The sequence below is a fragment of the Sphingopyxis sp. sgz302558 genome (assembly GCF_057220455.1).
Genome location: NZ_JBXPUZ010000002.1, coordinates 635,985 through 659,726, shown reverse-complemented (window position 1 = coordinate 659,726; position 23,742 = coordinate 635,985). Strand labels below are relative to the sequence as shown.

The following is a 23,742-nucleotide window of genomic DNA, read 5'->3' as shown; positions in this document are numbered from 1 at the left end:
CTGCATAGCAGAGCCGCGTTAACGTTTGCTAAACCCTGTTGCTGTGTCGCGGGGCAAAGCGCAACCACAGCAGCAGCTGTGCAAGCCCAGCCAACGGCAGCAACGCTTTCGCCATAGGCAGCAGCCCTGCCGCAGCGGCAACGGCCAGGATCAGCCACGCCTGATCGGCATCGGGAAGCAGCCAGTGCCGCGCACGCTGCGCGCCCAATTCGGCATAAAGGCGCCGTGCCAGCAGGATAATCGCCGCAAGGCTCAGCCCAAGTGCCATCGGGACAAGCGGCGGCGGCGCGCCGGGTGCGGGCAATATGACCGGGACCCAGCCAATCGCCGCAAGAAGAGCGACCGATATGGCCCGAAACAGGCTCCGCAACTGCTCGAGCCGGACGTTTTCCAATCGGAAAGCCGCCAGAAACCGCAGCGCCGACAATCCAATGCACCCCACAACAGCGGCCAGCGCTGCGCCAAGTTCCTGGCCCAAACCGGCCGCAACCGCCGCCGCCAGCCACGCCGCCCCGGTCATCCACGGCAAGGCCGCGACCAGGCGTGGGGCGCGAACCAGCGAGGGACCGAGCAACCGCACCAACGGCATCGAGAACAGCGACCGGCCAAACCCCATGCCGCCATATTCCACACGCTCAATCCCCACTTGCTCCATTTGTGAAGCCGTTGCGCTGTTCGCAACGATGGAAATCTCGCCTTGTCCGAACAAGGCGGGTTCGCATTCCAGCCGCGTCGCATTGGCCTGGATGGCAAAGCGCAGCAACGTCAGCACAATGTCCCATTCGCCTGGCAGCGCCGCCAGTTCTGTCACGCTCGCGGCCGGGACCAGCGCCAGCCCGCCCCAGCGGTGCGCGGCATCAACCCGTTCGAGCGCGTGCGTCAACGGCGTGTCGGCGGTAACGAGGATCGACGGTGTCGCAGCCAGCGCCAGCGCTTTATATTGGCCAGGCGGGGCAATCAGCCCGTCGGCCACCAGCAACAGCCGGTCGGTGGGTTGCAGGCTGGTTTGCAAATCTGCGGCGTCGCGAACCACCTGCACGCGGCTGCCGCGGCGCCGCACCCGGTCGAGGGCTTGTAAAAGTTCCGGAGGCACAGCGCCCACAACGACGAATAAAGTCTCGGCACCCGCCGCCAGCGCACGTGCCGCTTGCCGCTCGATAATTGTTTCGCCCGCCACCGGAGCCAATGCGCGCAACATTGTTCCATCGTCGAGCGCTTCGCTCGCGGCGATCAGCGCGACGAGCGCCATGGCATCGACTGGTTGAAATGCGGGTTCACCCCCCCTGTCTGGTCACCATGCGGCAATTTGGCAAGCCTTGGTGCAGCCCGCGCGCCGCGAAGATTCCTACGGCGCCGCAGGTCATCAAATTTTTTCTGGCGCGCCTTTTGATGGAATCAATTAAAACAGTGACTTAGTGTCAAAATCTGGCATGATGGGTAAGGCTGTAAAGCTGGCCTTCCGCTTCCGCTTCGGCTAGACAGATTTCTGTCACATTACCCCCGAAAGAAGGCCCGGTCTTGACCGAAGAAACCCCCGTTCCCCCGCCCTCGCCCGAGGGCGTTGCCCCCGTCAACATCGTCGACGAAATGAAGTCGAGCTATCTCGACTATGCCATGAGCGTGATTGTCTCGCGCGCCTTGCCCGATGTGCGCGATGGTTTGAAGCCGGTGCACCGCCGCATCCTGTTCGCGGCGCAAGAAGGCGGCTTTGTTCCGGGCAAACCCTATAAAAAATCGGCAAAAATTGTCGGCGACGTGATGGGTAACTATCACCCGCACGGCGACAGCGCGATTTACGATGCTCTGGCGCGGATGACGCAGGACTGGTCGATGCGCGTGCCGCTGATCGATGGTCAGGGCAATTTCGGTTCGATGGACCCCGATCCGCCCGCGTCGATGCGCTATACCGAAGCGCGACTGGCCAAGGCTGCGATGACGCTGCTGGGGGACCTCGACAAGGATACCGTCGATTTCCAGCCCAATTATGATGCCAGCCGCGACGAGCCGTCGGTGCTGCCGGCGCGCTATCCCAATTTGCTGGTCAACGGCGCGGGCGGCATTGCGGTTGGCATGGCAACCAACATTCCGCCGCACAATCTGGGCGAAGTGATCGATGCCACGCTGGCGCTGATCGACAATCCGGCTATCACGCTTGAAGAGCTGATGGCTATCATTCCCGGCCCCGATTTCCCCACCGGCGCGCTGATTTTGGGCCAGGGCGGCGCGCGCAATGCTTATGCCACCGGGCGCGGCTCGATTATGATGCGCGCGACGCACGAGATTGAGGAAGGGCGCGGCGACCGCCGTTCGATCGTGCTTACCTCGATCCCCTTCCAGCAGGGCAAGAACGGCCTCGTCGAAAAAATCGCCGAAGCCGCGCGCGACAAGCGGGTCGAGGGCATTTCGGACATCCGCGACGAATCGAACCGCGAAGGCGTGCGCGTCGTCATCGACCTGAAGCGCGATGCGACCCCTGACGTCGTGCTCAACCAGCTGTGGCGCAACACCCCGGCGCAGCAAAGCTTCCCCGCCAATATGCTGGCCATCCGCGGCGGCCGCCCCGAAATGATGGGGCTCAAGGACATTTTGTCGGCCTTTGTGACCTTCCGCGAGGAAGTGATTACTCGGCGCTGCAAATTCGAGCTCGCAAAAGCGCGCGACCGCGCCCACATCTTGTTGGGCTTGGTCGTCGCCGTCAGCAATTTGGACGAAGTCGTCCGCATCATCCGCGGGTCTTCCAGCCCGGCGGCTGCACGCGAAGCGCTGGCGACGCGCGACTGGCCGGTGGGCGAAATCGCGCCCTATATCCGACTGGTCGAGGCCATCGAGGGCGACTTTGATGCGGGTGAAACCTATCGCCTGTCCGAGGCCCAGGTGCGCGCCATTCTGGAGCTTCGCCTGCACCGGCTTACGGCGCTTGGTCGCGACGAAATCGGCAAGGAACTCAAAGAACTGTCGGGCGAGATTGAGGAGCTTTTGAGCATCCTCGCCGACCGCGCCAAGCTCTATGCCGTCATGCGTGAAGAACTCAGCGCTGTGCGCGCGGAGTTTGCGACGCCGCGCCGCACCCAAATTGCGCCCGCCGCCGACGGCATCGAAGACGAGGATCTGATCGAGCGCGAAGAGATGGTCGTGACGGTCACCATGGACGGCTATATCAAGCGCACTCCGCTTGCCACCTTCCGCGCGCAGCGTCGCGGCGGCAAGGGCCGCGCCGGCATGGCGACCAAGGACGAAGACGTCGTCACCGAATTGTTCGTCACCTCCACCCACACCCCCGTGCTGTTCTTTTCGACCCACGGCAAAGTCTATCGAATGAAGGTGTGGCGCTTGCCCGAAGGCGGTCCGGCAACGCGCGGGCGGCCGATGATCAACCTGCTGCCATTGGCGCAGGGCGAAACAATCTCGACCGTGCTCCCCTTGCCGGAGGACGAGGGCGAATGGTCGAAACTGCATGTCATGTTCGCTACTGCCAAGGGTAGCGTGCGGCGCAACAGCATGGACGCCTTTGCCAATGTCCCGTCGAACGGCAAGATTGCGATGAAATTCGAAGGCGATGACGCCGATGACCGGCTGATCGGCGTCGCTTTGCTGACCGAAGGCGACGATGTGCTGCTCGCCAGCCGCCAGGGCAAGGCGATCCGCTTCATGGGCAGCGATATCCGCGAATTCCAAAGCCGGGCTTCGACCGGCGTGCGCGGAATGACATTGAAAGATGGCGACGAGGTTATCTCGCTGTCGATCCTCCACCGCTCGGGCGCCTCGCAAGAGGAACGCGAGGCCTATCTGCGCGCCGCCCCGTGGAAGGACAATGAGAATGAGCCGAGCCTGCCGGCCGATCGCATGACCGAAATGGCAGCGCGCGAACAATTTATCCTGACCGTGTGCGCCAATGGCTATGGCAAGCTGTCTTCGGCCTATGAATATCGTCGTACCGGACGCGGCGGCCAGGGCATTACCAATATCGACAATATCGCGCGCAATGGCCTCGTCGTGGCCAGTTTCCCGGCGGTCAAGGACGACCAGCTGATGCTCGTGACCGATCAGGCGAAACTCATCCGTATCAGCTTGTCCAGCTTGCGTGTCATTGGGCGCGGGAGCGCCGGGGTGCGGCTGTTCGATGTCGCCGCCGACGAGCATATTGTTTCCGCCGCGCTGATCGAGGAGAGCGAAGAGGCCGAGGATACGGAAGCCCCAGCGGCGCCAAGCGACGAGCCGACGAGCGAGTGAGCCCGACCGCTTTCAAGGTTTTGACCTCCAGCCAATGGGCGGAGCTGCAACGTGACAGCGCGTTTGCCGGTGCGCCGATCGATCTGGCCGATGGCTATATCCATATGTCGACCGCCGAGCAGCTTGAAGAAACGCTGGCAAAGCACTTCGCCGGGCAGACCGGTCTAGTAATTGCCGAAATCGATCTCAGCCGCTTTGGCGAGGCGCTGAAGTGGGAAGTGTCGCGCGGCGGCGCACTTTTCCCCCACCTTTACGCGCCATTGCCGCAGTCTGCCGTCATTGGCATTCAGCTTAGGGATATGGCGTAAAGCACGACCGCGCCGAGCAGCCCCGTTACCAGCGCGCCAAAGCACCACAGCACCGATCGGCGGATCCATAATGCTTGCCGCGCAGCAATGGCCTTGTTGGCGTCGATAACGGCTTGCAGCACCTGCGCCTGTTCGATGCGCGCGGTGGTTAGATCATAACGGGGGCGCTCGCGCGGGCTCCATTGGTCAGGCAACCAGTTGCGCGGTTCATTGCCGGGGAAAAAGAATTTGGCGGGCAGCGCGGCATGGACCGCCGCCATTGCCCCGCCGATCAGCGCCAGGGCCACAACCAGCGCAAGCGTGCGTAGTCCGGCGTCGGAGACGATACCCGTCGGAAGTTTTTCCGCGATCAACAGCCCGACCAGACCTGTCGCGACAGTGAGCGCGATACCGGCCAGCGTCAGTGCGCGCTGGTCTGCCGCAAAGCTCGCCTGAAACTGGCTGGCGACCAGCATTTCGCCTTCGCGTACGACTTCGGCCAGCACGGCGTTATCGAGCTTGGTCAGTTCGTCGAGCGACGTTGCTTCCTGCGACATGACCGCTATTTATCGCGTCATGGCCAAACCACCAGAGTCGAATTGGCGCGTTTCGGACGGCTCCGACGAGCAAGCCCGGCCTGAGCCTTTGCCGTGGACACAAAGCGCACCAGACATGCCGTCGGCGATGGACCATTTTCCTGGTGCCTCGCGGTCCGAAGCGGGCCGCTCTCTGGGCCTCACGCTCGCGAAGATTGTTGGCTTTGGTCTGTTGGCGGTCGCGGCAGGTATATTCTCCGGTTACTTGGGCTGGCCCTGATACAGGGTATTGAAAAGCGTTAGCGCCGCCGCGCCGCCAGCGTAGTCACCGCGCCCCACGCGATCAGGGCCTGCCCGCCAAAATAGAGCGGCCAGATCAGCATACTGGCCAGTCCCGGCGGCAAGGCACCGCCTATGCGCGCGAAAATCAGCAGGTCTGAAATAAGGAAGAACATGGCCCCCAGTCCGACCCGATAGCGCGGAAAGCTGCTCATCCACGCCGATGCTGCCATCACTGCCACCACCAGCGTATAGAAAAGTGCACCGGCAAACATGGCGGTATGGAAGCTACCGGCCTCGCGCAGCAGAAACCAGGTGATGACGAGCGACAGCGGTGCCACCACCGCCGTTAACAGCCGCTGCGACCCGGTCAGCTTGGGCCGCGGGTTGGCATTATATAGCCCGATCGCAATCACATGACCGAACAAAAAGGCAAAGGCGCCGATCATCAGCCCGGATGTTTCGAGCAACACATCGCCCAGCGCGCCAAAGCCCAGCACCAGCGCGATCATCTGGCCGTGGCGATCGCGGCCGTTGACCGCCGCCCATAGTGCCAGCAGGCCCACGCCCGCTCCCTTCCACAGGATGATCGACGGTCCGCTGAGCGCCAGCACAACCGGCAGCATATAGGTCGCCCCCACGGCCAGCGCGGCCCACCACAGCCACGGCGTTCGCGTTTCGTCGATCCGAACCGCTGCCTGCATATCCATCCCCCTTTTGCCGCGCCCCGCTTCGTGCCAAAGGCCGCGGCAACGCCTTTCCATGGAAACAGTAAACAGACAATGCATCATGTTCACATCATCGGCGGCGGCCTGGCTGGGTCAGAGGCGGCGTGGCAGCTGGCAGAAGCGGGCCTGACCGTCCGCCTGTCCGAAATGCGCGGTGGCGGCGATATGACCCCTGCCCACCAAACGGACGGCCTCGCTGAAATGGTCTGTTCGAACAGCTTCCGTTCGGACGATGGCGACAGCAACGCGGTCGGCCTGCTGCACCGCGAAATGCGCGCGCTGAATTCGCTGATCATGCGCGCTGCTGATGCCACCAAGGTTCCGGCAGGATCAGCCTTGGCCGTGGACCGCGACCAGTTTTCGGCCGAAGTTACCCGCACGCTGGCCTCGCACCCCAATGTCAGCATCGTCCGCGAACGCATTGACAGATTGCCTGAAAGCGGATTGACCATCGTCGCCACTGGGCCGCTAACTGCCGCGGCGCTGGCCGACAGCATTGGTGCCGCCACCGGCCGCGACGCGCTCGCCTTTTTCGACGCCATCGCGCCGATCGTCTATCGCGACAGCATCGACATGGATGTCGCCTGGATGGCCAGCCGCTGGGACAAGGTTGGGCCGATGGGTGACGGCAAGGACTATATCAATTGCCCGATGGACAAGGACCAATATCACGCCTTTGTCCAGGGACTGCTCGACGGCGAGAAGACCGAATTCAAGCAGTGGGAAACCGACACCCCTTATTTCGAGGGCTGCATGCCTATCGAGGTGATGGCAGAGCGCGGCGTCGAAACGCTGCGTTTCGGCCCGATGAAGGGCGTCGGGCTCGACAATCCGCGCACCGGGCGCTGGCCCTATGCGGTGGTGCAGCTGCGACAGGACAATGCGCTAGGCACATTGTGGAACATGGTAGGGTTTCAAACCAAGCTGAAACACGCCGAACAGGTGCGCCTGTTCCGCACGATCCCGGGGCTGGAAAAAGCCGAATTTGCGCGCCTCGGCGGATTGCACCGCAACAGTTTCATCCGCTCGCCCGAGCTGCTGGACGGTCAGTTGCGGCTGAAAAACGCACCGCATATCCGTTTCGCGGGCCAGATTACCGGGTGCGAAGGCTATGTCGAAAGCGCCGCCATCGGGCTGATTGCCGCGCGCTTTGGCGCTGCCGAATTGCGCGGGTCCGCGATCGCCCCGCCGCCGCCCGAAACCGCGCTCGGAGCATTGCTGGGACATATTACCGGCGGCGCCGATGCGGCGAGCTATCAGCCCATGAACGTCAATTTTGGTCTCTTCCCGCCGCTCGCCGATGACGTGCGCAAAAAGGACCGCAAGCTGGGCTATACGCAGCGTGCGGGAACGGCGCTTGCGAATTGGATGGCGGCGGAGGAACCAACCAACGCCTGAACCCCACCCCGCGCGCCCTGCGCGCGTCGAAGGGCCGTTCATTGCTTGGACATTGCCAAGATGAAGGACAGTCCTTCGACAAGCTCAGGACGAACGGCTTTGCAAATCTGAATGGTTCAACACCGGCATGCCGGATTCGGATTGCGTTTAGGCGCGGTCGTCGCAAATTCTGCCCGCGTCAGATCTCCCGACTTGTCACCGTCGGCTCCCGCAAATCGGTCACTCGTCGCCGCCGCCCATTCCTCGAACGTCAACAGATTGTTGCCGTCCTTGTCGAGCTTGCGAAACGCGGCCGACCGCGTGCCCAGCATTTCGATGCGGCTGATGCGCTCATTGCGATCCCGGTCATAGCGGTTGAAGCGCTGCTCCTCGCGCGAGGCGCGCTTGGCCTCGGGCAGCACCGGCGGCGGCGCACCAAATTTTGGTGCGTCGGCCCCCGCCTGCGGAATAGCCGGCAAGGCGGGCGGCGGCGCCGGCAGCTCGACCGTGCCTTCGCTCTGACTCAACCCCTGCCACAGGAACAGCCCGCCCGTCAGCGCCAGCGCGGTGGCGAGGCCCCCCAGCAAAAAGTGAGACCGCGCCGCCATGCATCACTCCGATAAGTCAGAATTCCACGCTGACCCGGCCATAAACGAAGCGTCCGCTGAAGCCAAAGGGTGACTGCGACGAATAGGGCAGGAAGCTGTTGTTAAGTCCGAAGTTAAAGCCATTCACCGTGCCGAACGGCAGACGGTCGGGATATTCGTCTAGCAAGTTATTGGCACCAACCGCCAGCTGCACTGCCTCGACCGGGTTGAACCGCACTTCCAGATCCATCACCCATTTCGGCGTCAGGGTGATATCGCCCGGCGCCGAGCCCTTGGGGATGGTGATATCCAGGCTCGGCCCCGGCAGGAACACGCTGCCATAACGGTTGCCCCGCGCCGTCAGCCCGAATTTGCCAGCTTCCCAATCCAGTCCGATGTTCAACTTGTTCGAAGGCTGACCATCGGTCAGGCGGAAGCTTTCGGGCCGTGCAAACAGGCGCTGCGCGGTAAAGCCGCTGAAAGTGCGCCGGTCCGTAATCTTGTTGTCGTTGATGTTATAGCCGGCGGTTAGCGTGAAGCGGCCTGCCCCAAAATCGGGTACGCGGTAACTGGCAACGATATCAAGACCTTCGGTCCGGGTATCGATCCCGTTGATGAAGAAGCGCGCCGAAGTGCCAACCACCCCGGCGGCCTGCAGGATAGCGACCACATCGGCCCCTTGCAGATTTTCGGTGAGGGTGATGCGGTCTTCAATCTTGATGTTATAATAATCGACCGTCACGTTCAGCCCGTCGATCAGGCTCAACACCACGCCCGCGCCAATGTTAAGCGATGTTTCAGCGTCAAGCGGCTCTGCCCCCAGCGCGACCGCGATAGGCGATTGCACCGGGAAAGTGCCAATTTCGATCAGCACGCCGTTCACATTGTTGGTCGACGTGGTCGAGAAGAACTGCTGCGCCATCCCCGGCGCGCGGAAACCGGTCGATATCGAACCGCGCAGCGCAATGCCGTCAATTGGTTCAAACCGCGCCGCCAGCTTGCCATTGATGGTGCTGCCAAAGTCGGAGAAATGCTCATAACGCCCCGCCAGCTGGACGTTGAATATATCGCTCAGGTCGGCATCCAATTCGACATAGGCGGCAAAGCTGTCGCGCGATTCGTCGATGGCGGTGGTTGGCGAAAAGCCCGGAAACACCTGCGATCCCGGTGCGGCACCGTTGCTGAAGGTAAAGGGACCGGCGACATAGCTCGCCACTTCGCCGGGCACGATCTTGTAATTTTCATTGCGCCATTCACCGCCCACCGCGAGCGAGGTTGCACCTAGCCCGAAATCGACCTCGCGCTGCGCATCGAAATTGACCGACATCTGGCCCGAACGCAGGCCGCCGGCGTCAAATGTGCGGGGGCTGTTAGCCGCGCCCAGCGATGTGTTGATGCTGTTCGAAATGACGTAATCAAGCCGGTTGGAGCCATAGTTGACGGACAGGTCAAGGTTCCAGCCAGCGGCTTCACCGCGGATGCCGCCCGCGATTGCGATATCGCGGATCTCGCTGTTGATCAGCGGCAAAAAGCCGTCGGGATAAACGGGAATGAACGTTGTCGTCGATGCCGACCAATCGCGGTTACGCGCATCGAGCGCGCGGCGGTAGAAGCCCGCGCCATTGCCGTCGCGCACACCATAGCTGCCGAATGTGTAGAGCTCAAAGCTCTCACCCACATCCATGCCGGCATTGACAAAGAAGTTGAAATCTTTGGATTCCCCGTCACCGAAGCGGTGCAGATAGCGTCCAATCGTCGCCTCGCGCGGGTCGCCGGCCGTAAGATACTGGCGGCGAATGTCGGGGCCCGACCGGTTGGTCGGCGAGCGGTCCTTATATTCGGCGGTGAAGTTGAAATAGCCGCTATCGCCCACGGGCAGCCCAATGTTGGTCGATAGCGTATAGGTGTCGCCATCGCGCCGTTTGCGATCATTGCCGGTGAAAGTGATCGCCGGGTCGTCGGCGGTCCCGGTGGTCAAGCCAACGCTGGCGACCTGCGCGACATCTTCCATCGTCGTGATATACTTGCCGAAACTCGCCTGCGCGCGGCCGCCTTCGCGCTTCTTGATCTGGATGTTGATGACGCCGGCAATCGCATCCGAACCATATTGCGACGCCGCGCCATCGCGCAGCACCTCGATGCGTTCGATCGCGAGCGGCGGGATGGTATTCAGATCGACCCCCGCCGAGCCGCGGCCAACCGAGCCATTGAGGTTGAGCAGCGACGATAGATGGCGGCGTTTGCCGTTGATAAGCACCAGCACCTGATCGGGGGCCAAGCCGCGCAATGTCGCGGGACGCAGCGAGTCCGTGCCGTCGGTCAGCGACGGCTGGGGAAAGTTGAACGACGGCACCAGATTATTGAGCAGCCGGTTGGTTTCGGTCGTTCCGCTGTTCACCAGCGAATCGGCCGAAATCACATCGATTGGCACCGTACTATCGGCCACGGTGCGGTCGGTACGGCGCGTGCCGGTGACAATAATGGTTGCACTTTCGTCGGCGACTTCGGCTTCCTCTTGCGCAAACGCGACGCCTGGCAGGCTGACGCTGGCGGCAGCGACTAGGGCGGTGGCAAGCAGCGAACGGGTGATGGTGCGTGACATAGCTGAGAGAGCTCCCTGTTTTGGCTCCGGTAGGCGGCAAATGCGCCTCGCGACCCGGGCTAACCGTCAGCATGACGGCACAGAAAAGCAACGCAATGAAATACGCGCAATTTTACGCAAATTTATAAGATAATTTGCAATACTGTGACGTGACTGCAACAGATTTACGGCGCTACCATGACGCGCCGACCGCGTGATTGTCTATCACAGCACAATCATTTATCGAGGCACTCGATGAGTTCGCCCTATCTTCCCACCCTGAAGCAGCTGCAATATCTGGTTGCGCTCGAAGCGCATGGTCATTTCGGCAAGGCTGCCGACAGTTGCAATGTTACCCAGTCGACGCTTTCGGCCGGCATCCGCGAGCTGGAAACACTGCTTGGCCTGATGCTGGTCGAGCGCACGCGCCGCGTTGTGCGCTTTACCCCGCTTGGACTCAACATCGCGCGCAAGGCGCACCGCGTCCTGCGCGAGGCAGAGGAACTGGCCGCATTGGCGGCAGGCGCAAGCCAACCGCTGACCGGCGAACTTCGGATGAGCGTGATCCCCACTATTGCGCCGTTCATGTTGCCAACGGTCTTGCCACAGCTACGCCGCGAGCGCCCCGAGCTCAAATTGTTCCTGCGCGAAGAGCCCAGTGCCCAGGCCTGCGATTCGCTCCACCACGGTCAGGTCGATTGTGTGTTGCTGGCGCTGCCCTATGCCTGCGGTGATGTCGATAGCGCCGTGCTGTTTGACGACCCCCTGCTGGTCGCATTCCCCGGCGACTTTCCGGGAGACCTGCCGGCGGTGGTCAGCGCCGACACGCTCGATCCCGCACAGCTGCTGATGCTCGAGGACGGCCATTGCCTGAAGGATCATGCCCTGGCTGCATGCAACCGCCCCGAATTGCGCAGCGGCACCCGGATGATGGGCACCTCGCTGCACACGCTGGTACAGATGGTCGATAACGGCCTCGGCGTTACCATGCTCCCGCAAATGGCGCTCGATTCCGGCATTCTCGACCGCACAGACATCGATACCCGGCCGCTTGCCTCGGACCATGACTGGCGCACCATCGCGCTTGTCTGGCGCAAGAACAGCCCGCGCGGCGAGGAATTTGCCCTGCTGGCTGATGTGTTGAAGCGGCTCTATATCGCGCGCGGCTAGTCCCACCCCGCCGCGCGCGCTTCGTCATTGGCGCGCGGTTCAACCCAGCGCTGTGTGCCATCCAGCAGCGTTTCGCGTTTCCACAGCGGGACATCGGTCTTGAGCCGGTCGATCAAAAAGCTTGCCCCCGCCAGCGCAGCATCGCGGTGCGCGCTGCTGGCCAGGACCAGCACAATGACGTCGCCGCGCTGCATCGGACCGATGCGGTGAATGACGCTGACACAATCCAACGCCCAGCGCGCTTGTGCCTGTGTCGCCAGAGCGTCCAGCGCCGCTGCGGTCATCGCCGGATGATGCTCCAACATCAATTCGCTCACGCCATCATCGCCGCGCACACGGCCAATGAAACTGGCTGTCGCTCCGTGCCCGCCGCGGTCATGCACCGCCAATTCGGTCACCACGTCAATGGCACCCGATGTCACCAATGCGCGTTTCACCCGCCGGTCACCGGCGGAAACAAGGAAATGTCGTCGCCATTGCCAAGGGTATCGTCGTGGTTCGCCATGGTTGCGCCCAGCGCCACGCGAATGCGTTCGGGCTCAGCGAACGCCGCTGCGCCGGCCGCATCGCGCGTGGCCAGCCAGCCGATCAGGTCGCGAACGGTTGCTATCCCGGTCGGAACGGTGACCGTTTCGCTGCCCTTCCCCATCCGTTCACGCACCCAGGCGAAATAGGAAATATTCATCGATAGCATAGTGTTAATCCATGTGTTTCAGACCAACACGCAGATAATCCCAGCCGGTTATGAGCGTCAGGACCGCCGCGCCCCAGAGTGATGCCAGCCCGACCAGCTTGACCCACTCCCATTGCGGCACCGCACCAGCCAAAATCAGCGCACCGAACGACACCAGCTGGAATGTCGTCTTCCATTTGGCGAGCTGCGTCACCGGCATCGACACTTGCAAGGTCGCCAGAAATTCGCGCAGACCCGACACAATAATCTCACGCAACAGAATGACCAGCGCTGCAATCACGTGCCACCCGGCAATATCGCGCGTGAACACCAGCAGCAAAATCACGGCCGCGATCATGATCTTGTCCGCAATCGGATCGAGGAATTGGCCGAGCCGCGACACCGTACCGCGCGCGCGGGCGACATATCCATCGAAATAGTCGGTCAATCCCATCAGGCAATATAGTGCAAAAGCAAGGGCATAGTCGATTTGAAGCGGTTGATGGCTGCCCATGCGCGTCCCCGGCCATAAAAGGAACAGCAAGATCGGCACCGCCAAAATGCGCGATAACGTCAACAAATTGGGCAGGCTCAACATTTTGATACAAAACCCCCGCGGCGCACGGTCATTATGACCTTTGACCGTCATCTTCCTAGCCGATATGGCATCGGCGCGACAACCGCGAAGCGCGCCGTACACAGGGGATAGGATTTCGATGACAGGCTCGCTCTCGCTGCTCGGTCAGCGCCGTTTTCTGCCGCTGTTTGCCACCCAGCTGCTCGGCGCATTCAACGACAATCTATTCAAGAATGCGATGGTTCTGTTCGTTGTCTACAATGTGCTGGACAGCGAGCGCGACGAAACGTTGTTCAGCGGTTTCGCCTCGCTGATCTTCATCCTGCCCTTTTTCCTGCTTTCTGCGATGGCTGGCCAGCTGGCCGACACGCGCGACAAGGCGCGGATCATCCGCATCGTCAAATTCTGCGAAATTTTGATCATGCTCGTAGGCGCGGCAGGGCTGCTGCTGGCGTGGCAGGGTATCGCGGTACACATGGTGGCCATCCCGCTATTGTTGCTCGCGCTGTTTGCCATGGGGGTGCACTCGACCTTCTTTGGCCCGATCAAATATGCGATTCTGCCCCAGCACCTGGCCGCAGACGAGGTGCTCGCGGGCACCGGCTGGGTCGAGGCAGGCACCTATATCGCCATTTTGGCGGGCACGATCATCGCCGGGGTGATCCCCGTTGAAATCGCCGCCGCGAGCGTCATTGTCACCGCTGTGGTGGGCTTTCTGACGTCGCGGCATGTGCCAGCGGCTCCGCCCGAGGCCGACGCCGATTCGCCGCCGGACTGGCACATCATCCGTTCATCGATACGTCTGGTCAGCGCGACCTTGCACATCCGCAAACTCTATCTGGCGATTGTGTCGATCAGCTTTTTCTGGACCATCGGTGCCGTATTGTTCATCCAATTCCCGCCGCTAGTAAAAAATGTCCTGACGTCCGACGCAGGCGTCGCCAGCCTGTTTCTGGCAATCTTCTCGGTCGGCATCGCCATCGGCTCGGTAGCCGTCAACCGCTTGCTCAAGGGCGAGGTATCGGCCCGTTACAGCCCGGCGTCTGTCATTGTCATGGGGCTGTTCGTCGTGGCGTTTTACTTTGTGTGTCGCGGCTGGATTAATGACAACCCCGGCGAGCTTTACAATATCGGTGAATTTTTGGACCATCAGAACAGCTGGGCGATTACATTGACGCTGCTGGGCGTGGCGATCTCGGGCGGAATGTTCGTCGTGCCGCTCTATGCCTTTCTGACGACCACAGTGCCGCTGTCGCAAACCGCGCGCACCGTGGCCGCCAACAATATCGTCAACGCTGGGGCGATGGTGGTCGGATCCATGATCGCCATCGGGCTCAGCACGCTGGGGATGAGTGTCATCAACCAGCTGTTGCTCAGCGCTTTTATGTGCCTGATTTCGGCGTGGCTGGCGTGGGAACTCCACAAAGCCTGCGATTAAGCCGCCCTGCCCCGGTCAGTACAGAAACACCATCAGCGTTGTGAAAAACACCGCGAAACTCTGCAGAAACAATTTCACATCGCTGGTGCTGACCAGCAACGGAGCGGGCTTGCGTTCCGCCGCCAGCGCTGCGCGCAGTGCGGCCTCCCAGTCCGCAGGAGCGGCGAGCGCCGCCACCTTTAGCTGCCGCAAATGATGGGCGCGTACCCGTTCGCGGATGTTGACGGCGTCGGAGTCGCTTTCGGTCATGCCGACAAAGCTATCGCGGCTTTAACGAATTGATAAGGTTAAAAGAGGGTTAATTTTTGAAACGTGTCAACGCGGCACATTGCTGCGGATCCGCAGCCGCGCATTGTCGCGCAAGCCGCGCTGACCCGGCTGACAAACGGCGGGCCGCATCCGCTGGCCCAGACACAACCGCACTTCTTGCAACCAGCCATTGCGTTCGGCTGTGACCGCCAGCATGGCGGCGCTCACACCTTTGTTCTGCTGGGCAAAGGCGCGGCGCAGACTCCCTGCCGTTTGCGGCTGGCGTGCCAGTGCCGCCATGTCGGGGAAACGCACAGCGCGGTACAGTATCGCCGCCGCGCGGAAATAGGCCGCCGGGGTCGGGCTCATGCACACGCCGTGCTTGGCCCATTGCCGCTGCATAAGCTGAACCGACGGCGACATGCAAAGATGCTCGCGCAGCACCGGTTGCGGCACGATCCGCGCCGGGCGGCACCATCCCGGATACCCGGTGCCGCTGCCTTGCGGCCACAGCCCATGCAAGACCCAGCCGAAGCGCCCCGTTTCGCCCCCGCACTGCACCGCGTCGCGCCGCTCGCCAAGATTGCGGCGACTGGCGCAATATTGCGGCGACCAGCTGAGCGCCAGCAAATAGCCGCTGATCGGAACCGTACGCGCCACCGCGCCGCGCGGGGCGCGCTCCAGCCGGGGCACGTCGATACGGTCCGGGGCGCGGCAGCTGATGACTTGCCCCTGCGCGGCCACGGGCAGCAGCGCGATGGCCAGATTAAGCCAGCGCAAAATCAAGCCCGATATCGGCGGCCTGCGCTGACTGGGTTAGCCGCCCGACCGAGACAAAGGTCACGCCCGTCTCGGCAATCGCCCGAATGGTATCAAGCCGCACGCCGCCCGACGCCTCAGTCGGCACCCGGCCCGCCACCAGCGCAACGCAGGCGCGCAGTTCGTCGGTCGTCATATTGTCGAGCAGCAGGTGCGTTGCGCCCGCACCCAGCGCGGGTTCGATTTGATCGATCCGATCAACCTCGACGATGATGCGTTCAATCCCTGCCGCGACGGCGCGCTGCACGGCGGCTTCGACCGACCCCGCCACGGCGACGTGATTATCCTTGATCATCGCCGCATCCCACAGCCCCATGCGGTGATTGGTCGCCCCGCCCATACGCGTCGCATATTTCTCCAGCACGCGCAGCCCGGGAATAGTCTTGCGCGTATCGAGCAAGGTGCAGCCGGTGCCGGCGATGGCATCAACATAGGCGCGCGTCATCGTGGCAATGCCCGACAGATGCTGCACCGTGTTCAGCGCCGAGCGTTCGGCGGTCAGCATGGCGCGCGCGTTACCCTTGATCCGCATCAGGTCGCTACCTGCCGTAACCGCCTGCCCCTCTTTGGCCAGCGGCGTGATTTCGATGTCGGGATCAAGCGCCTGAAAGAAGCGCACCGCGATCGGCAAGCCTGCCACGACAATTGCATCGCGGCTGTCCATCACCCCGGCAAAGCGCGCATCGGCGGGAATGGTCGCCTGCGATGTAATATCGCCTTCTGCCCCCAAATCTTCGGCCAAGGTGCTGCGGACAAAGGCATCAAGGTCAAAGCCGGGAAGCGCGAATAAGGTCATACCCCTGCGTTACCCGCGCGCGCGCTCAAATCAACTTGACGTTCACGTAAAGTAGCGGTGTGTTGCAAGCCAGAGGAGAAACAAATCATGCAATCGCCCATCTGCACCATGCTCGGCATCGAATTTCCGCTGCTTGCCTTCTCGCACTGCCGCGACGTCGTTGTCGCAGTGTCGAAGGCCGGGGGCATGGGCGTGTTCGGCGCCGCTTCGCTGCCACCGCACCGGTTGGAGGAGGAGCTAGCCTGGATCGACGCGCATATTGGCGGACGGCCCTATGGCGTCGACCTGATCGTTCCCAACAGCTTTGCCGGCAAGGGCGAAGACGGCCCACGCGCCGCCCCGGCCATTCCCGCCGAGCACCGCGAATTTGTCGCGGGGCTGCTCGGCCAGCACGGCGTCGAGGCGACCGATCTGACGCTGCCAAAGGAAAGCGCTGGCGGGCTGGGCACCAATATGACCGACAGCGGCGCGGCGGCGCTGCTGGAAGTGGCCTTTCGGCACCCGATCGGCCTGATCGCCAATGCGCTGGGCGTTCCGCCGCCGCTCATGCTCGAGCTGGGCAAACGCCACAATGTCCCCGTCGCCGCGTTGGTCGGCACGCGCGACCATGCGCTCGCGCAGGTGCGCGCTGGGGTCGACATCCTGGTCGTCGCGGGCGGTGAAGCGGGCGGCCATTGCGGCGAAGTCGCCACCATGGTGCTGGTCCCCGAGGTTGCCGCTGCGGTGGAGGCGGTCGGTGCGGACACGCCTATTTTGGCTGCGGGCGGTATCGTTACTGGCCGGCAGATGGCAGCCGCCATGGCAATGGGCGCGCACGGGGCGTGGACTGGATCGGTGTGGCTGACCACCGCCGAGGCCGAAACCAACCCGGTCGTGAAGGAAAAGATGCTCGCCGCCTCGTCGCGCGACACCATCCGGTCGAAAAGCCGCACCGGCAAACCGTCGCGCCAGCTGCGCTCGGTATGGACCGACGCTTGGGAAAGCGAAGCCGCGCCCAAGCCGCTGCCGATGCCATTGCAATCGCTGGTCAGCGAACCCGCGCTGCGCAAGGTCGACAAGCTGGCCGAGGGCGGGCACGAGGGCGCCAGAGCCCTGGCCACCTACTGGGTCGGTCAAGGCGTCGGACTGATGAACGAAGCCATGTCGGCAGGCCAAGTGGTGCAGGCGTTCAAGGAAGACTGGCTCGCGGCATGCGAGCGACTGAACGGATTTTTGGCGGAAGTGTAACCGTCACCCCTGCGCAAACAGGGGTGACACGCCTTTTTACCCCACGCGCGCGGTCAAAATCTTCCCCGGTTCACGCGGCGGCTCGCCTTTGGGCAGGGCGTCAACCGCGTCCATTCCCGAAATCACTTCACCCCAGACGGTATACTGGCGATCGAGGAAGCGTGCATCTTCAAAGCAAATGAAGAACTGGCTGTTGGCGCTGTTGGGATTTTGCGAGCGCGCCATGGAGCATGTGCCACGCACATGCGGCTCGGCCGAAAATTCGGCCGGAATGTCGGGCAGCTGCGACCCACCCATGCCGGTGCCAGTCGGATCCCCGCCCTGCGCCATGAAGCCGTCGATCACGCGGTGAAAGATGACGCCATTGTAAAAACCGACGCTGGCCAGCTCGGTAATCTGCGCGACATGCTTGGGGGCCAGGTCGGGACGCAGGCGGATCACCACCTCGCCGGTTGAAAGCGTCAGCGTCAGTGTCTGGTCGGTCATGGCAATTCTCCTGCAATCAAGTTGCCGCACGCCATAGCGGGGCGGGCGCGGCATGCCAGCCGAAAATTGCGCGTGCGCGTTGCCATTCATAGGGGCGGGGACTAGGGACAAGCCATTGTCCGGGTGCAGGGAGGCGCGCGATGACCGACACACCGCAGCACGCCGCCAATCCCGCCCCACCCGCGCGGACCGACTTCGACGACGAAAACCGCCTGCGCCCGCAATTTGTGCGCGAAGTGCTAGACCTTGCCGAAGCGGGCGATGTGGAGGGCGCACGCGACCGGGTTGGCCGCCTCCACCCCGCCGATATCGCCGATTTGTTCGAACTCGCGCCGTCGGATGGGCGCGCGCTGCTCGCCGCGACGCTCGGCGAGCTGGTGTCCGCCGATGTGCTGGCGGAAATGAATGATTATGTGCGCGACGATCTGGTCGAATTGCTCGCGCCCGAACAGCTTGCCGAACTCGCGTCCGAACTCGACACCGACGATGCCGTGGCGATTATTGCCGAGCTCGACACCGACGAGCAGCAAGCGGTGCTCGAGGCGATGGAGCCCGAGGATCGCGCCGCTATCGAAGACGCGCTGTCCTACCCCGAGGAGTCGGCCGGGCGCCTGATGCAGCGCGATCTGGTCGCGGTGCCCGAACATGTTACCGTCGGCGATGTCATCGACCAGCTGCGCGAAGGCGGCGATTTCACCACCGATTTCTGGGAAATTTTTGTCGTCGACCCGCACCATAAGCCCGTCGGCACATGCCAACTGAGCTGGATCCTGCGCACCCCGCGCGACATTGCGATCACCGACGTCATGAAGCGCGAACAGCGCCTGATCCCCGCCGATATGGATCAGGAAGAAGTCGCGCTGATGTTCCAGAAATACGCGCTCATCTCCGCCGCTGTGGTCGACAGCGCCGGGCGGCTGGTCGGCATGATTACGGTCGATGACGTCGTCCACATTATCCAGGAAGAAGCGGGCGAGGACGTGCTGCGCCTGTCGGGCGCAGGCGACGGTGACATCAACGAACCGGTCGCAGAGACTTATAAGGTGCGCGTGCGCTGGTTGATTGCCAATCTGGGCACCGCGCTGATCGCGACATCAATCATCGGCCTGTTCGGGGCCGCCATCGAACAGATGGTGGCGCTGGCTGCGTTAATGCCGATTGTTGCGGGCGTTGGCGGCAATGCCGGGACGCAGACGCTGGCGGTGACGGTGCGCGCGCTCGCCACCAATCAGGTCACGGCATCAAACAGCGGCCGCGCCATTTGGCGCGAGATGCGCATCGCAATGCTCAATGGCGGCACGATCGCGCTGATCGCCGGGACTGCCACCGCGTTCTGGTTCTCCAGCCCGCAACTGGGCGTGGTCATCGCCTGTGCGATGGTCGTCAATATTTTGGTCGCAGGCATCGCCGGGGTCGCCATTCCGCTGCTGTTCGATCGGTTCGACCAAGACCCGGCGGTGGCTAGCTCGATTTTCGTCACGATGATCACGGACAGTATGGGCTTTCTGGCTTTCCTTGGCCTGGCGGTCGCGAGCGGCCTGGTTTCTATCTGATTCATACGATTCAGAATTTTTTTGCATCGCGTGAAACCAAATGCGGTGAAGCTGCGTTATGGTTATTGGATGGCGTATAGCCCCCCAACCCGCGTCATCCAGCACCATGGGCCCGGCGCCGCATCACCCTCCCCCCCCCTCGATGCGCGCCGGGCCTATTTCTGGTCCGAACCAACGAAGGAGGGCGCCATGTCCCGCATCACCAAAATTATCCTGACCATCGCCGGCGCAGCCGCGCTCGCGGCGTGCAACACCATTGCCGGTATTGGCCGCGACGTGGAATCGGTCGGTGAAACGGTGGAAGACGCGGCGACTTAAGCCGCCTCGTCGGCCTTGGCCTTGTCGCGGCGGCGCTGGGTAAACCAGATCGCCACCAGCGAAATTTCATAGAGCAGGATCATCGGCACGGCGAGCAGGAACTGGCTCAGCACGTCCGGCGGCGTGGCCACTGCGGCAATCGCAAAAGCCGCAACGATCATATAGCGCCGCGCGCCAACCAGCTGATCGCGGGTAACAATCCCTGACCGTTCGAGCAGCATCAGCAAAATTGGCAGCAGAAAGCAGATGCCGAACGCCATCATGAAATGCATGATGAAGGACAGGTAGCTGCCGGCAGACGGCAGCGCCTCTTGCGACACCCCGCCCAGGTCCCCCTGAAAACTGAGCAGGAAAGTTAGCGCCACTGGCACTGCGCCATAATAGGCCGCCGCAGCGCCCAATGTGAACAGCAACGGTGTCGCCAGCAAGAACGGCAACAACGCCCGCTTTTCCTTGGCATAAAGCCCTGGTGCCACGAATTTCCACAGCTGGTTGGCGATGACCGGAAAGGCGACCATCACTGCCGCGAACAGGGCGACCTTGATCTCGACAAAAAAGGCCTCGAAAAGCTGGGTATAGATCAGCTTTGACTGCCCGGCCTTCACCAGCGGCGCGACCAAAAAGCTATAGATGGGCTTCACAAAATAGAAGCAGACGCCAAACGCCACGGCCAACGCCAGCACCGATTTGAGCAGCCGCGACCTGAGCTCGATCAGATGATCGAGCAGCGGCATCTTGCTCGCATCAATTTCCTCGCCACCGGTCACGGGTGTTTCGGCCGTCATGGCAGCGCTTCGCCCTTGGGCGGTGCAGCGGGGGCGTCGGGCGTCGCGGCGGTCGGCCGCATCAAGATTTCGGGACCGTCATCGTCACTTGCCACGTCAGGGCTGACCTGAACCGGCTCATCAACGCGCGGATATTGGCGCATGATTTCCTCATTTTGCTGGCGCCACTGCTTTTCCAGCTCTTCCAGTTCGGCCTCGCGCATCATCGTGTCGAGGCCCGAACGAAAATGCCGGGCCATACCGCGCGCTTTCCCGATCCATTTGCCAACAAAGCGCATTGCCCGTGGCAAATCTTTGGGACCGATCACGACCAGCGCAATCAGCGCGACCAACAGCAATTCAGTCGGAGCGATATCAAACATCGGTCAGCGCCGCCGCTCGCGGCAGATCAGGCAGGATCGCGGTCGTTGGTCACGGTCGAGCTGGGGGCCGGATCGGGCGCACGCTGGCCGTCGATCTGCTTTGGCGCGGCGACGGTTTCATCTTCTGCCATGCCCTTTTTGAAGCTTTTGATGCCCTTGGCAACGTCGCCCATCATGTCCGAAAACCGGCCCTTGCCGAACAACAACAGCACGATCACGCCCAGGACGAGCCAGTGCCAGATGCTAAAACCACCCATTTCAAAATCTCCTAGCCCGTCCGATTAGGCGTCTTCGCCGTCCTTTACCAGATCGCTATTGTCTATCGAAGCTTCAAGTGCCGCTTCATAGGCCAAATCGACCGGGTCGAGTAGCCCGGCGGCGCGCAAATCGTCGACGCCCGGCAAATCCCGGCGGCTGGTTAACCCGAAATGGGTAAGAAATTCCTGCGTCGTCTTGTAAATTAGCGGGCGCCCCGGCACCTCGCGCCGCCCTGCTGGCGCAATCCAGCGCGCCTCCATCAGCACATCCAGCGTACCTTTGGCGGTCTGCACGCCGCGGATCGCCTCAATCTCGGCGCGGCTGACGGGTTCGTGATAAGCAATGATGGCCAGCACTTCGGTGGCGGCGCGCGACAATTTGCGCACCTCGTCGCGCTCGCGCCGCAGCAGATGGGCGAGGTCGGCAGGCGTCTGAAAATGCCAATGCCCGCCGCGCTCGACCAGTTCGATGCCCGTTCCAGCGTGGCGCTCGGCGACGGCGGCCAGGATTTCCCGCACCTGCGCTGACGTCACCCCGATGCGCTCGGCCAGATCACGCGCATCGACCGGCGCGTCAGCGGCGAACAGCATCGCCTCAATCGCGCGTTCATTGGCGTCAATCATGCCGTGACCCCGCGCAGGTAAAGGGGCCCGAATGTCTCATCCTGCCGCAATTGCAATTTCCCCTGCCGCGCCAGTTCGAGCGCGGCGACAAAGCTTGACGCCACCGCCGAGCGGCGAAGCGGCCCGTCATAGTCGCTCGGCAGAAACGCTGCCAGTTCGGTCCAGTCGAGCCGCACACCCAGCAGCCGCTCCAGATGCGCCAGCGCCGCATCCAGCGTCACGACGGGTCGGCGCGCAATCATATGCACCACCGGTGCGGCGCGCGCCTTCACCTGACCATAGGCAGCAAGCAGATCATAAAGGCTCGCATCCCATTGGCGCAGCTTGATATCGCGCAGCCCCTCTGGCGCGGCACGCGCAAACACGTCGCGCCCCAGCCGGTCGCGCGCCATCAGCCGCGCTGCCGCCTCACGCATTGCTGCCAGCCGCTGCAGTCGCAGCTGCAGTCGCAGCGCCAGCTCGTCGGGCGATGGCTCCTCCAGCGGGTCTTTGGGCAGCAGCAACGCCGATTTGAGGTAAGCCAGCCACGCCGCCATCACCAGATAATCGGCCGCCACCTCCAGCTTCAGCGCGCGCGCGCTGTCGATATAGGCCAGATATTGTTCGACCAGCGCCAGGATGGAAATCTGCCGCAAATCGACCTTTTGTCCGCGCGCCAGTGTGAGTAGCAGGTCGAGCGGCCCTTCCCAACTTTCGAACGAAAGCCGCAGTGTATCGCCATCTGGCTCGCGCGGCAGCGCCTCGTCAGCAAAGTCGAACAGCACGGCGTCCGCCATCATGCCGCCGCCGCCATCAACGCATCGCGCCGTTCGATCAGCGCCGCGAAATCCGCGCCATTCCGCACTTCCCGTACCCGATCCATCGCGCCGTCCAGTCGCGCGCGCACCTCCACCGACATGCTGGGCAAGGCGTTGGCGATCCCCACCATATCGTCCATTTTTGCCCAGCAATTCAGCGCAATATCGCATCCCGCTGCAATGGCGCGGGCCGCGCGCGACGGCACGTCACCCGCCAGCGCATCCATGTCGAGATCGTCGGTCATCAAGAGGCCATTGAAACCGATGCGCTCGCGGATGATCGACTGAATCACTGTTGGCGACAGCGTCGCGGGCAATTCGGCATCCCAGGCGCTGAAAACCACATGACAGGTCATACCCATCGGCGCATCGCGCAGCGCGGCAAAGGGGGCAAGGTCGGTGGCCAATTCGGTATCGCGCGCATCGACCACAGGCAGCGCCTTGTGCGTGTCGAGCAATGCCCGGCCATGCCCCGGCATGTGTTTGACCACGCCGACCACACCGCCGGCCTGCAAACCGGACAGAATCGCGCGCCCCAGCGCCGCGACGCGCATTGGCTCGCTGCCCAGCGCGCGGTCGCCAATGACGTCGCTCGCGCCCGGTTGGCGCACGTCGAGCAGCGGCAGGCAATCGACATTGATGCCGCTGGACGCCAGCATCAGCGCCAGCGCGCGCGCATTGACCCGCGCCGCCTCAATCGCGCTTGCCGGGGCGCGCTCATATAGCGCGTCAAAGGCGGCTCCGGGCGGAAACTCCGGCCAGTTCGGCGCGCGCATCCGCGCCACGCGCCCGCCCTCCTGATCGATCAGAATCGGCACATCGTCGCGCCCCGACAGCGCGCGCAAACTGTCGGTCAAAACCCGCAGCTGGTCGTGGTCAACGATATTGCGGCCAAACAAAATATAGCCCGCAGGGTTGCTGTCGCGGAAAAAGGCGCGCTCGTCGCTCGTCAGTTGCGGTCCCGACAGACCGAAAATCGCCGGTAGCATCGCCGTCATCCCTGCCC

General features: G+C 62.7%; 27 protein-coding genes. 9 read left to right on the top strand and 18 right to left on the bottom strand.

Features of this window, described 5'->3' with window-relative positions:
• Nucleotides 1-28: 28 nt before the first annotated feature.
• Complete coding sequence (locus tag AC2TC0_RS08695; RefSeq protein ID WP_484717111.1) at nt 29-1,249, bottom strand: hypothetical protein; 1,221 nt, start codon at nt 1,247-1,249, stop codon at nt 29-31.
• A 269-nt stretch (nt 1,250-1,518) separates the two neighbouring features.
• Between AC2TC0_RS08695 and gyrA the strand changes: the two genes are divergently transcribed.
• Nucleotides 1,519-4,230 carry a DNA gyrase subunit A gene (gyrA, locus tag AC2TC0_RS08690; protein WP_484717110.1) on the top strand — a complete coding sequence of 904 codons (2,712 nt, stop codon included), beginning with the start codon at nt 1,519-1,521 and terminating at the stop codon, nt 4,228-4,230.
• Nucleotides 4,227-4,538: a DUF952 domain-containing protein gene (locus AC2TC0_RS08685; RefSeq protein WP_484717109.1), complete on the top strand. Its 312-nt coding sequence runs from the start codon at nt 4,227-4,229 to the stop codon at nt 4,536-4,538. Before gyrA ends, AC2TC0_RS08685 begins: the two co-directional genes overlap by 4 nt.
• Here the strand turns inward: AC2TC0_RS08685 and AC2TC0_RS08680 are convergent.
• Nucleotides 4,517-5,074 carry a hypothetical protein gene (locus AC2TC0_RS08680; protein ID WP_484717108.1) on the bottom strand — a complete coding sequence of 186 codons (558 nt, stop codon included), beginning with the start codon at nt 5,072-5,074 and terminating at the stop codon, nt 4,517-4,519. The two genes, AC2TC0_RS08685 and AC2TC0_RS08680, sit on opposite strands and share 22 nt — an antisense overlap.
• On the opposite strand from AC2TC0_RS08680, the gene AC2TC0_RS08675 reads away from it, so the two are divergent.
• Entirely contained in the window at nt 5,073-5,333 is a 261-nt protein-coding gene (locus tag AC2TC0_RS08675; protein ID WP_484717107.1) for a hypothetical protein, read from the top strand. The two genes, AC2TC0_RS08680 and AC2TC0_RS08675, sit on opposite strands and share 2 nt — an antisense overlap.
• A 19-nt stretch (nt 5,334-5,352) precedes the next feature.
• Here AC2TC0_RS08675 and AC2TC0_RS08670 read toward each other — a convergent pair whose 3' ends face one another.
• Nucleotides 5,353-6,036 carry a lysoplasmalogenase family protein gene (locus AC2TC0_RS08670; protein ID WP_484717106.1) on the bottom strand — a complete coding sequence of 228 codons (684 nt, stop codon included), beginning with the start codon at nt 6,034-6,036 and terminating at the stop codon, nt 5,353-5,355.
• A 78-nt stretch (nt 6,037-6,114) separates the two neighbouring features.
• Here AC2TC0_RS08670 and trmFO point away from each other — a divergent pair, with 78 nt between their 5' ends.
• Nucleotides 6,115-7,458: a methylenetetrahydrofolate--tRNA-(uracil(54)-C(5))-methyltransferase (FADH(2)-oxidizing) TrmFO gene (trmFO, locus tag AC2TC0_RS08665; RefSeq protein WP_484717105.1), complete on the top strand. Its 1,344-nt coding sequence runs from the start codon at nt 6,115-6,117 to the stop codon at nt 7,456-7,458.
• A gap of 116 nt (nt 7,459-7,574) precedes the next feature.
• Here trmFO and AC2TC0_RS08660 read toward each other — a convergent pair whose 3' ends face one another.
• Both AC2TC0_RS08660 and AC2TC0_RS08655 read right to left on the bottom strand, forming a co-directional pair.
• Nucleotides 7,575-8,045, bottom strand: coding sequence for an EF-hand domain-containing protein (locus AC2TC0_RS08660; RefSeq protein ID WP_484717104.1), 471 nt, complete (start codon nt 8,043-8,045; stop codon nt 7,575-7,577).
• A 16-nt stretch (nt 8,046-8,061) separates the two neighbouring features.
• Nucleotides 8,062-10,626, bottom strand: coding sequence for a TonB-dependent receptor plug domain-containing protein (locus AC2TC0_RS08655; RefSeq protein WP_484717103.1), 2,565 nt, complete (start codon nt 10,624-10,626; stop codon nt 8,062-8,064).
• A 234-nt stretch (nt 10,627-10,860) separates the two neighbouring features.
• Between AC2TC0_RS08655 and AC2TC0_RS08650 the strand changes: the two genes are divergently transcribed.
• Nucleotides 10,861-11,775: a hydrogen peroxide-inducible genes activator gene (locus AC2TC0_RS08650; protein ID WP_484717102.1), complete on the top strand. Its 915-nt coding sequence runs from the start codon at nt 10,861-10,863 to the stop codon at nt 11,773-11,775.
• Here AC2TC0_RS08650 and AC2TC0_RS08645 read toward each other — a convergent pair.
• From AC2TC0_RS08645 to pgsA, 3 genes are read right to left on the bottom strand one after another with little or no spacing between them, the layout of a single operon-like run.
• Complete coding sequence (locus AC2TC0_RS08645) at nt 11,772-12,212, bottom strand: molybdenum cofactor biosynthesis protein MoaE (RefSeq protein ID WP_484717101.1); 441 nt, start codon at nt 12,210-12,212, stop codon at nt 11,772-11,774. The genes AC2TC0_RS08650 and AC2TC0_RS08645 overlap by 4 nt on opposite strands.
• Nucleotides 12,209-12,460, bottom strand: coding sequence for a molybdopterin converting factor subunit 1 (gene moaD / locus AC2TC0_RS08640; RefSeq protein WP_484717100.1), 252 nt, complete (start codon nt 12,458-12,460; stop codon nt 12,209-12,211). Before moaD ends, AC2TC0_RS08645 begins: the two co-directional genes overlap by 4 nt.
• A 13-nt stretch (nt 12,461-12,473) precedes the next feature.
• Complete coding sequence (gene pgsA, locus AC2TC0_RS08635) at nt 12,474-13,046, bottom strand: CDP-diacylglycerol--glycerol-3-phosphate 3-phosphatidyltransferase (protein WP_484717099.1); 573 nt, start codon at nt 13,044-13,046, stop codon at nt 12,474-12,476.
• Between the two features lie 118 nt (nt 13,047-13,164).
• Here pgsA and AC2TC0_RS08630 point away from each other — a divergent pair, with 118 nt between their 5' ends.
• Nucleotides 13,165-14,463, top strand: a complete 1,299-nt coding sequence (locus AC2TC0_RS08630; protein ID WP_484717098.1) for an MFS transporter — start codon at nt 13,165-13,167, stop codon at nt 14,461-14,463.
• A gap of 15 nt (nt 14,464-14,478) precedes the next feature.
• Here AC2TC0_RS08630 and AC2TC0_RS08625 read toward each other — a convergent pair whose 3' ends face one another.
• The 3 genes from AC2TC0_RS08625 to nadC form a co-directional block, all read right to left on the bottom strand.
• Entirely contained in the window at nt 14,479-14,712 is a 234-nt protein-coding gene (locus tag AC2TC0_RS08625) for a hypothetical protein (protein WP_484717097.1), read from the bottom strand.
• A gap of 66 nt (nt 14,713-14,778) precedes the next feature.
• On the bottom strand, nt 14,779-15,498 hold the full coding sequence (locus AC2TC0_RS08620; protein ID WP_484717096.1) for a ribonuclease T2 family protein: 720 nt from the start codon (nt 15,496-15,498) through the stop codon (nt 14,779-14,781).
• A complete protein-coding gene (nadC, locus tag AC2TC0_RS08615) occupies nt 15,479-16,327 on the bottom strand; it encodes a carboxylating nicotinate-nucleotide diphosphorylase (RefSeq protein ID WP_484717095.1) in 849 nt (282 codons plus the stop codon). Before nadC ends, AC2TC0_RS08620 begins: the two co-directional genes overlap by 20 nt.
• A gap of 87 nt (nt 16,328-16,414) precedes the next feature.
• On the opposite strand from nadC, the gene AC2TC0_RS08610 reads away from it, so the two are divergent.
• On the top strand, nt 16,415-17,554 hold the full coding sequence (locus AC2TC0_RS08610; protein WP_484717094.1) for an NAD(P)H-dependent flavin oxidoreductase: 1,140 nt from the start codon (nt 16,415-16,417) through the stop codon (nt 17,552-17,554).
• Between the two features lie 36 nt (nt 17,555-17,590).
• Here the strand turns inward: AC2TC0_RS08610 and AC2TC0_RS08605 are convergent, their stop codons facing one another.
• Nucleotides 17,591-18,040: a peptidylprolyl isomerase gene (locus tag AC2TC0_RS08605; RefSeq protein WP_484717093.1), complete on the bottom strand. Its 450-nt coding sequence runs from the start codon at nt 18,038-18,040 to the stop codon at nt 17,591-17,593.
• Nucleotides 18,041-18,180: 140 nt separating this feature from the next.
• Between AC2TC0_RS08605 and mgtE the strand changes: the two genes are divergently transcribed.
• Both mgtE and AC2TC0_RS08595 read left to right on the top strand, forming a co-directional pair.
• On the top strand, nt 18,181-19,593 hold the full coding sequence (gene mgtE, locus AC2TC0_RS08600; protein ID WP_484717092.1) for a magnesium transporter: 1,413 nt from the start codon (nt 18,181-18,183) through the stop codon (nt 19,591-19,593).
• Nucleotides 19,594-19,782: 189 nt separating this feature from the next.
• Nucleotides 19,783-19,911, top strand: a complete 129-nt coding sequence (locus tag AC2TC0_RS08595) for an entericidin A/B family lipoprotein (RefSeq protein ID WP_484717091.1) — start codon at nt 19,783-19,785, stop codon at nt 19,909-19,911.
• Here AC2TC0_RS08595 and tatC read toward each other — a convergent pair.
• From tatC to nagZ, 6 genes are read right to left on the bottom strand one after another with little or no spacing between them, the layout of a single operon-like run.
• Complete coding sequence (gene tatC / locus AC2TC0_RS08590; RefSeq protein WP_484717090.1) at nt 19,908-20,696, bottom strand: twin-arginine translocase subunit TatC; 789 nt, start codon at nt 20,694-20,696, stop codon at nt 19,908-19,910. The genes AC2TC0_RS08595 and tatC overlap by 4 nt on opposite strands.
• On the bottom strand, nt 20,693-21,058 hold the full coding sequence (gene tatB, locus AC2TC0_RS08585; protein WP_484717089.1) for a Sec-independent protein translocase protein TatB: 366 nt from the start codon (nt 21,056-21,058) through the stop codon (nt 20,693-20,695). Before tatB ends, tatC begins: the two co-directional genes overlap by 4 nt.
• Nucleotides 21,059-21,084: 26 nt before the next feature.
• Entirely contained in the window at nt 21,085-21,315 is a 231-nt protein-coding gene (locus tag AC2TC0_RS08580; protein WP_484717088.1) for a twin-arginine translocase TatA/TatE family subunit, read from the bottom strand.
• Between the two features lie 24 nt (nt 21,316-21,339).
• Entirely contained in the window at nt 21,340-21,939 is a 600-nt protein-coding gene (gene scpB / locus AC2TC0_RS08575) for an SMC-Scp complex subunit ScpB (protein ID WP_484717087.1), read from the bottom strand.
• Complete coding sequence (locus tag AC2TC0_RS08570) at nt 21,936-22,715, bottom strand: segregation and condensation protein A (protein WP_484717482.1); 780 nt, start codon at nt 22,713-22,715, stop codon at nt 21,936-21,938. Before AC2TC0_RS08570 ends, scpB begins: the two co-directional genes overlap by 4 nt.
• Nucleotides 22,715-23,725 carry a beta-N-acetylhexosaminidase gene (nagZ, locus tag AC2TC0_RS08565; RefSeq protein WP_484717086.1) on the bottom strand — a complete coding sequence of 337 codons (1,011 nt, stop codon included), beginning with the start codon at nt 23,723-23,725 and terminating at the stop codon, nt 22,715-22,717. The genes AC2TC0_RS08570 and nagZ overlap by 1 nt, the downstream gene beginning before the upstream one ends.
• Nucleotides 23,726-23,742: the final 17 nt, after the last annotated feature.

Bases quoted from the DNA above. Each gene is read 5' to 3' on its own strand.
- AC2TC0_RS08695 (WP_484717111.1), bottom strand. From the start codon at position 1,249: ATGGCGCTCGTCGCGCTGATCGCCGCGAGCGAAGCGCTCGACGATGGA.
- AC2TC0_RS08675 (WP_484717107.1), top strand. From the start codon at position 5,073: ATGACCGCTATTTATCGCGTCATGGCCAAACCACCAGAGTCGAATTGG.
- AC2TC0_RS08680 (WP_484717108.1), bottom strand. From the start codon at position 5,074: ATGTCGCAGGAAGCAACGTCGCTCGACGAACTGACCAAGCTCGATAAC.
- AC2TC0_RS08670 (WP_484717106.1), bottom strand. From the start codon at position 6,036: ATGCAGGCAGCGGTTCGGATCGACGAAACGCGAACGCCGTGGCTGTGG.
- trmFO (WP_484717105.1), top strand. From the start codon at position 6,115: ATGCATCATGTTCACATCATCGGCGGCGGCCTGGCTGGGTCAGAGGCG.
- AC2TC0_RS08660 (WP_484717104.1), bottom strand. From the start codon at position 8,045: ATGGCGGCGCGGTCTCACTTTTTGCTGGGGGGCCTCGCCACCGCGCTG.
- AC2TC0_RS08655 (WP_484717103.1), bottom strand. From the start codon at position 10,626: ATGTCACGCACCATCACCCGTTCGCTGCTTGCCACCGCCCTAGTCGCT.
- AC2TC0_RS08650 (WP_484717102.1), top strand. From the start codon at position 10,861: ATGAGTTCGCCCTATCTTCCCACCCTGAAGCAGCTGCAATATCTGGTT.
- moaD (WP_484717100.1), bottom strand. From the start codon at position 12,460: ATGAATATTTCCTATTTCGCCTGGGTGCGTGAACGGATGGGGAAGGGC.
- pgsA (WP_484717099.1), bottom strand. From the start codon at position 13,046: ATGTTGAGCCTGCCCAATTTGTTGACGTTATCGCGCATTTTGGCGGTG.
- AC2TC0_RS08630 (WP_484717098.1), top strand. From the start codon at position 13,165: ATGACAGGCTCGCTCTCGCTGCTCGGTCAGCGCCGTTTTCTGCCGCTG.
- AC2TC0_RS08625 (WP_484717097.1), bottom strand. From the start codon at position 14,712: ATGACCGAAAGCGACTCCGACGCCGTCAACATCCGCGAACGGGTACGC.
- nadC (WP_484717095.1), bottom strand. From the start codon at position 16,327: ATGACCTTATTCGCGCTTCCCGGCTTTGACCTTGATGCCTTTGTCCGC.
- AC2TC0_RS08610 (WP_484717094.1), top strand. From the start codon at position 16,415: ATGCAATCGCCCATCTGCACCATGCTCGGCATCGAATTTCCGCTGCTT.
- AC2TC0_RS08605 (WP_484717093.1), bottom strand. From the start codon at position 18,040: ATGACCGACCAGACACTGACGCTGACGCTTTCAACCGGCGAGGTGGTG.
- mgtE (WP_484717092.1), top strand. From the start codon at position 18,181: ATGACCGACACACCGCAGCACGCCGCCAATCCCGCCCCACCCGCGCGG.
- AC2TC0_RS08595 (WP_484717091.1), top strand. From the start codon at position 19,783: ATGTCCCGCATCACCAAAATTATCCTGACCATCGCCGGCGCAGCCGCG.
- tatC (WP_484717090.1), bottom strand. From the start codon at position 20,696: ATGACGGCCGAAACACCCGTGACCGGTGGCGAGGAAATTGATGCGAGC.
- tatB (WP_484717089.1), bottom strand. From the start codon at position 21,058: ATGTTTGATATCGCTCCGACTGAATTGCTGTTGGTCGCGCTGATTGCG.
- AC2TC0_RS08580 (WP_484717088.1), bottom strand. From the start codon at position 21,315: ATGGGTGGTTTTAGCATCTGGCACTGGCTCGTCCTGGGCGTGATCGTG.
- scpB (WP_484717087.1), bottom strand. From the start codon at position 21,939: ATGATTGACGCCAATGAACGCGCGATTGAGGCGATGCTGTTCGCCGCT.
- AC2TC0_RS08570 (WP_484717482.1), bottom strand. From the start codon at position 22,715: ATGGCGGACGCCGTGCTGTTCGACTTTGCTGACGAGGCGCTGCCGCGC.
- nagZ (WP_484717086.1), bottom strand. From the start codon at position 23,725: ATGCTACCGGCGATTTTCGGTCTGTCGGGACCGCAACTGACGAGCGAC.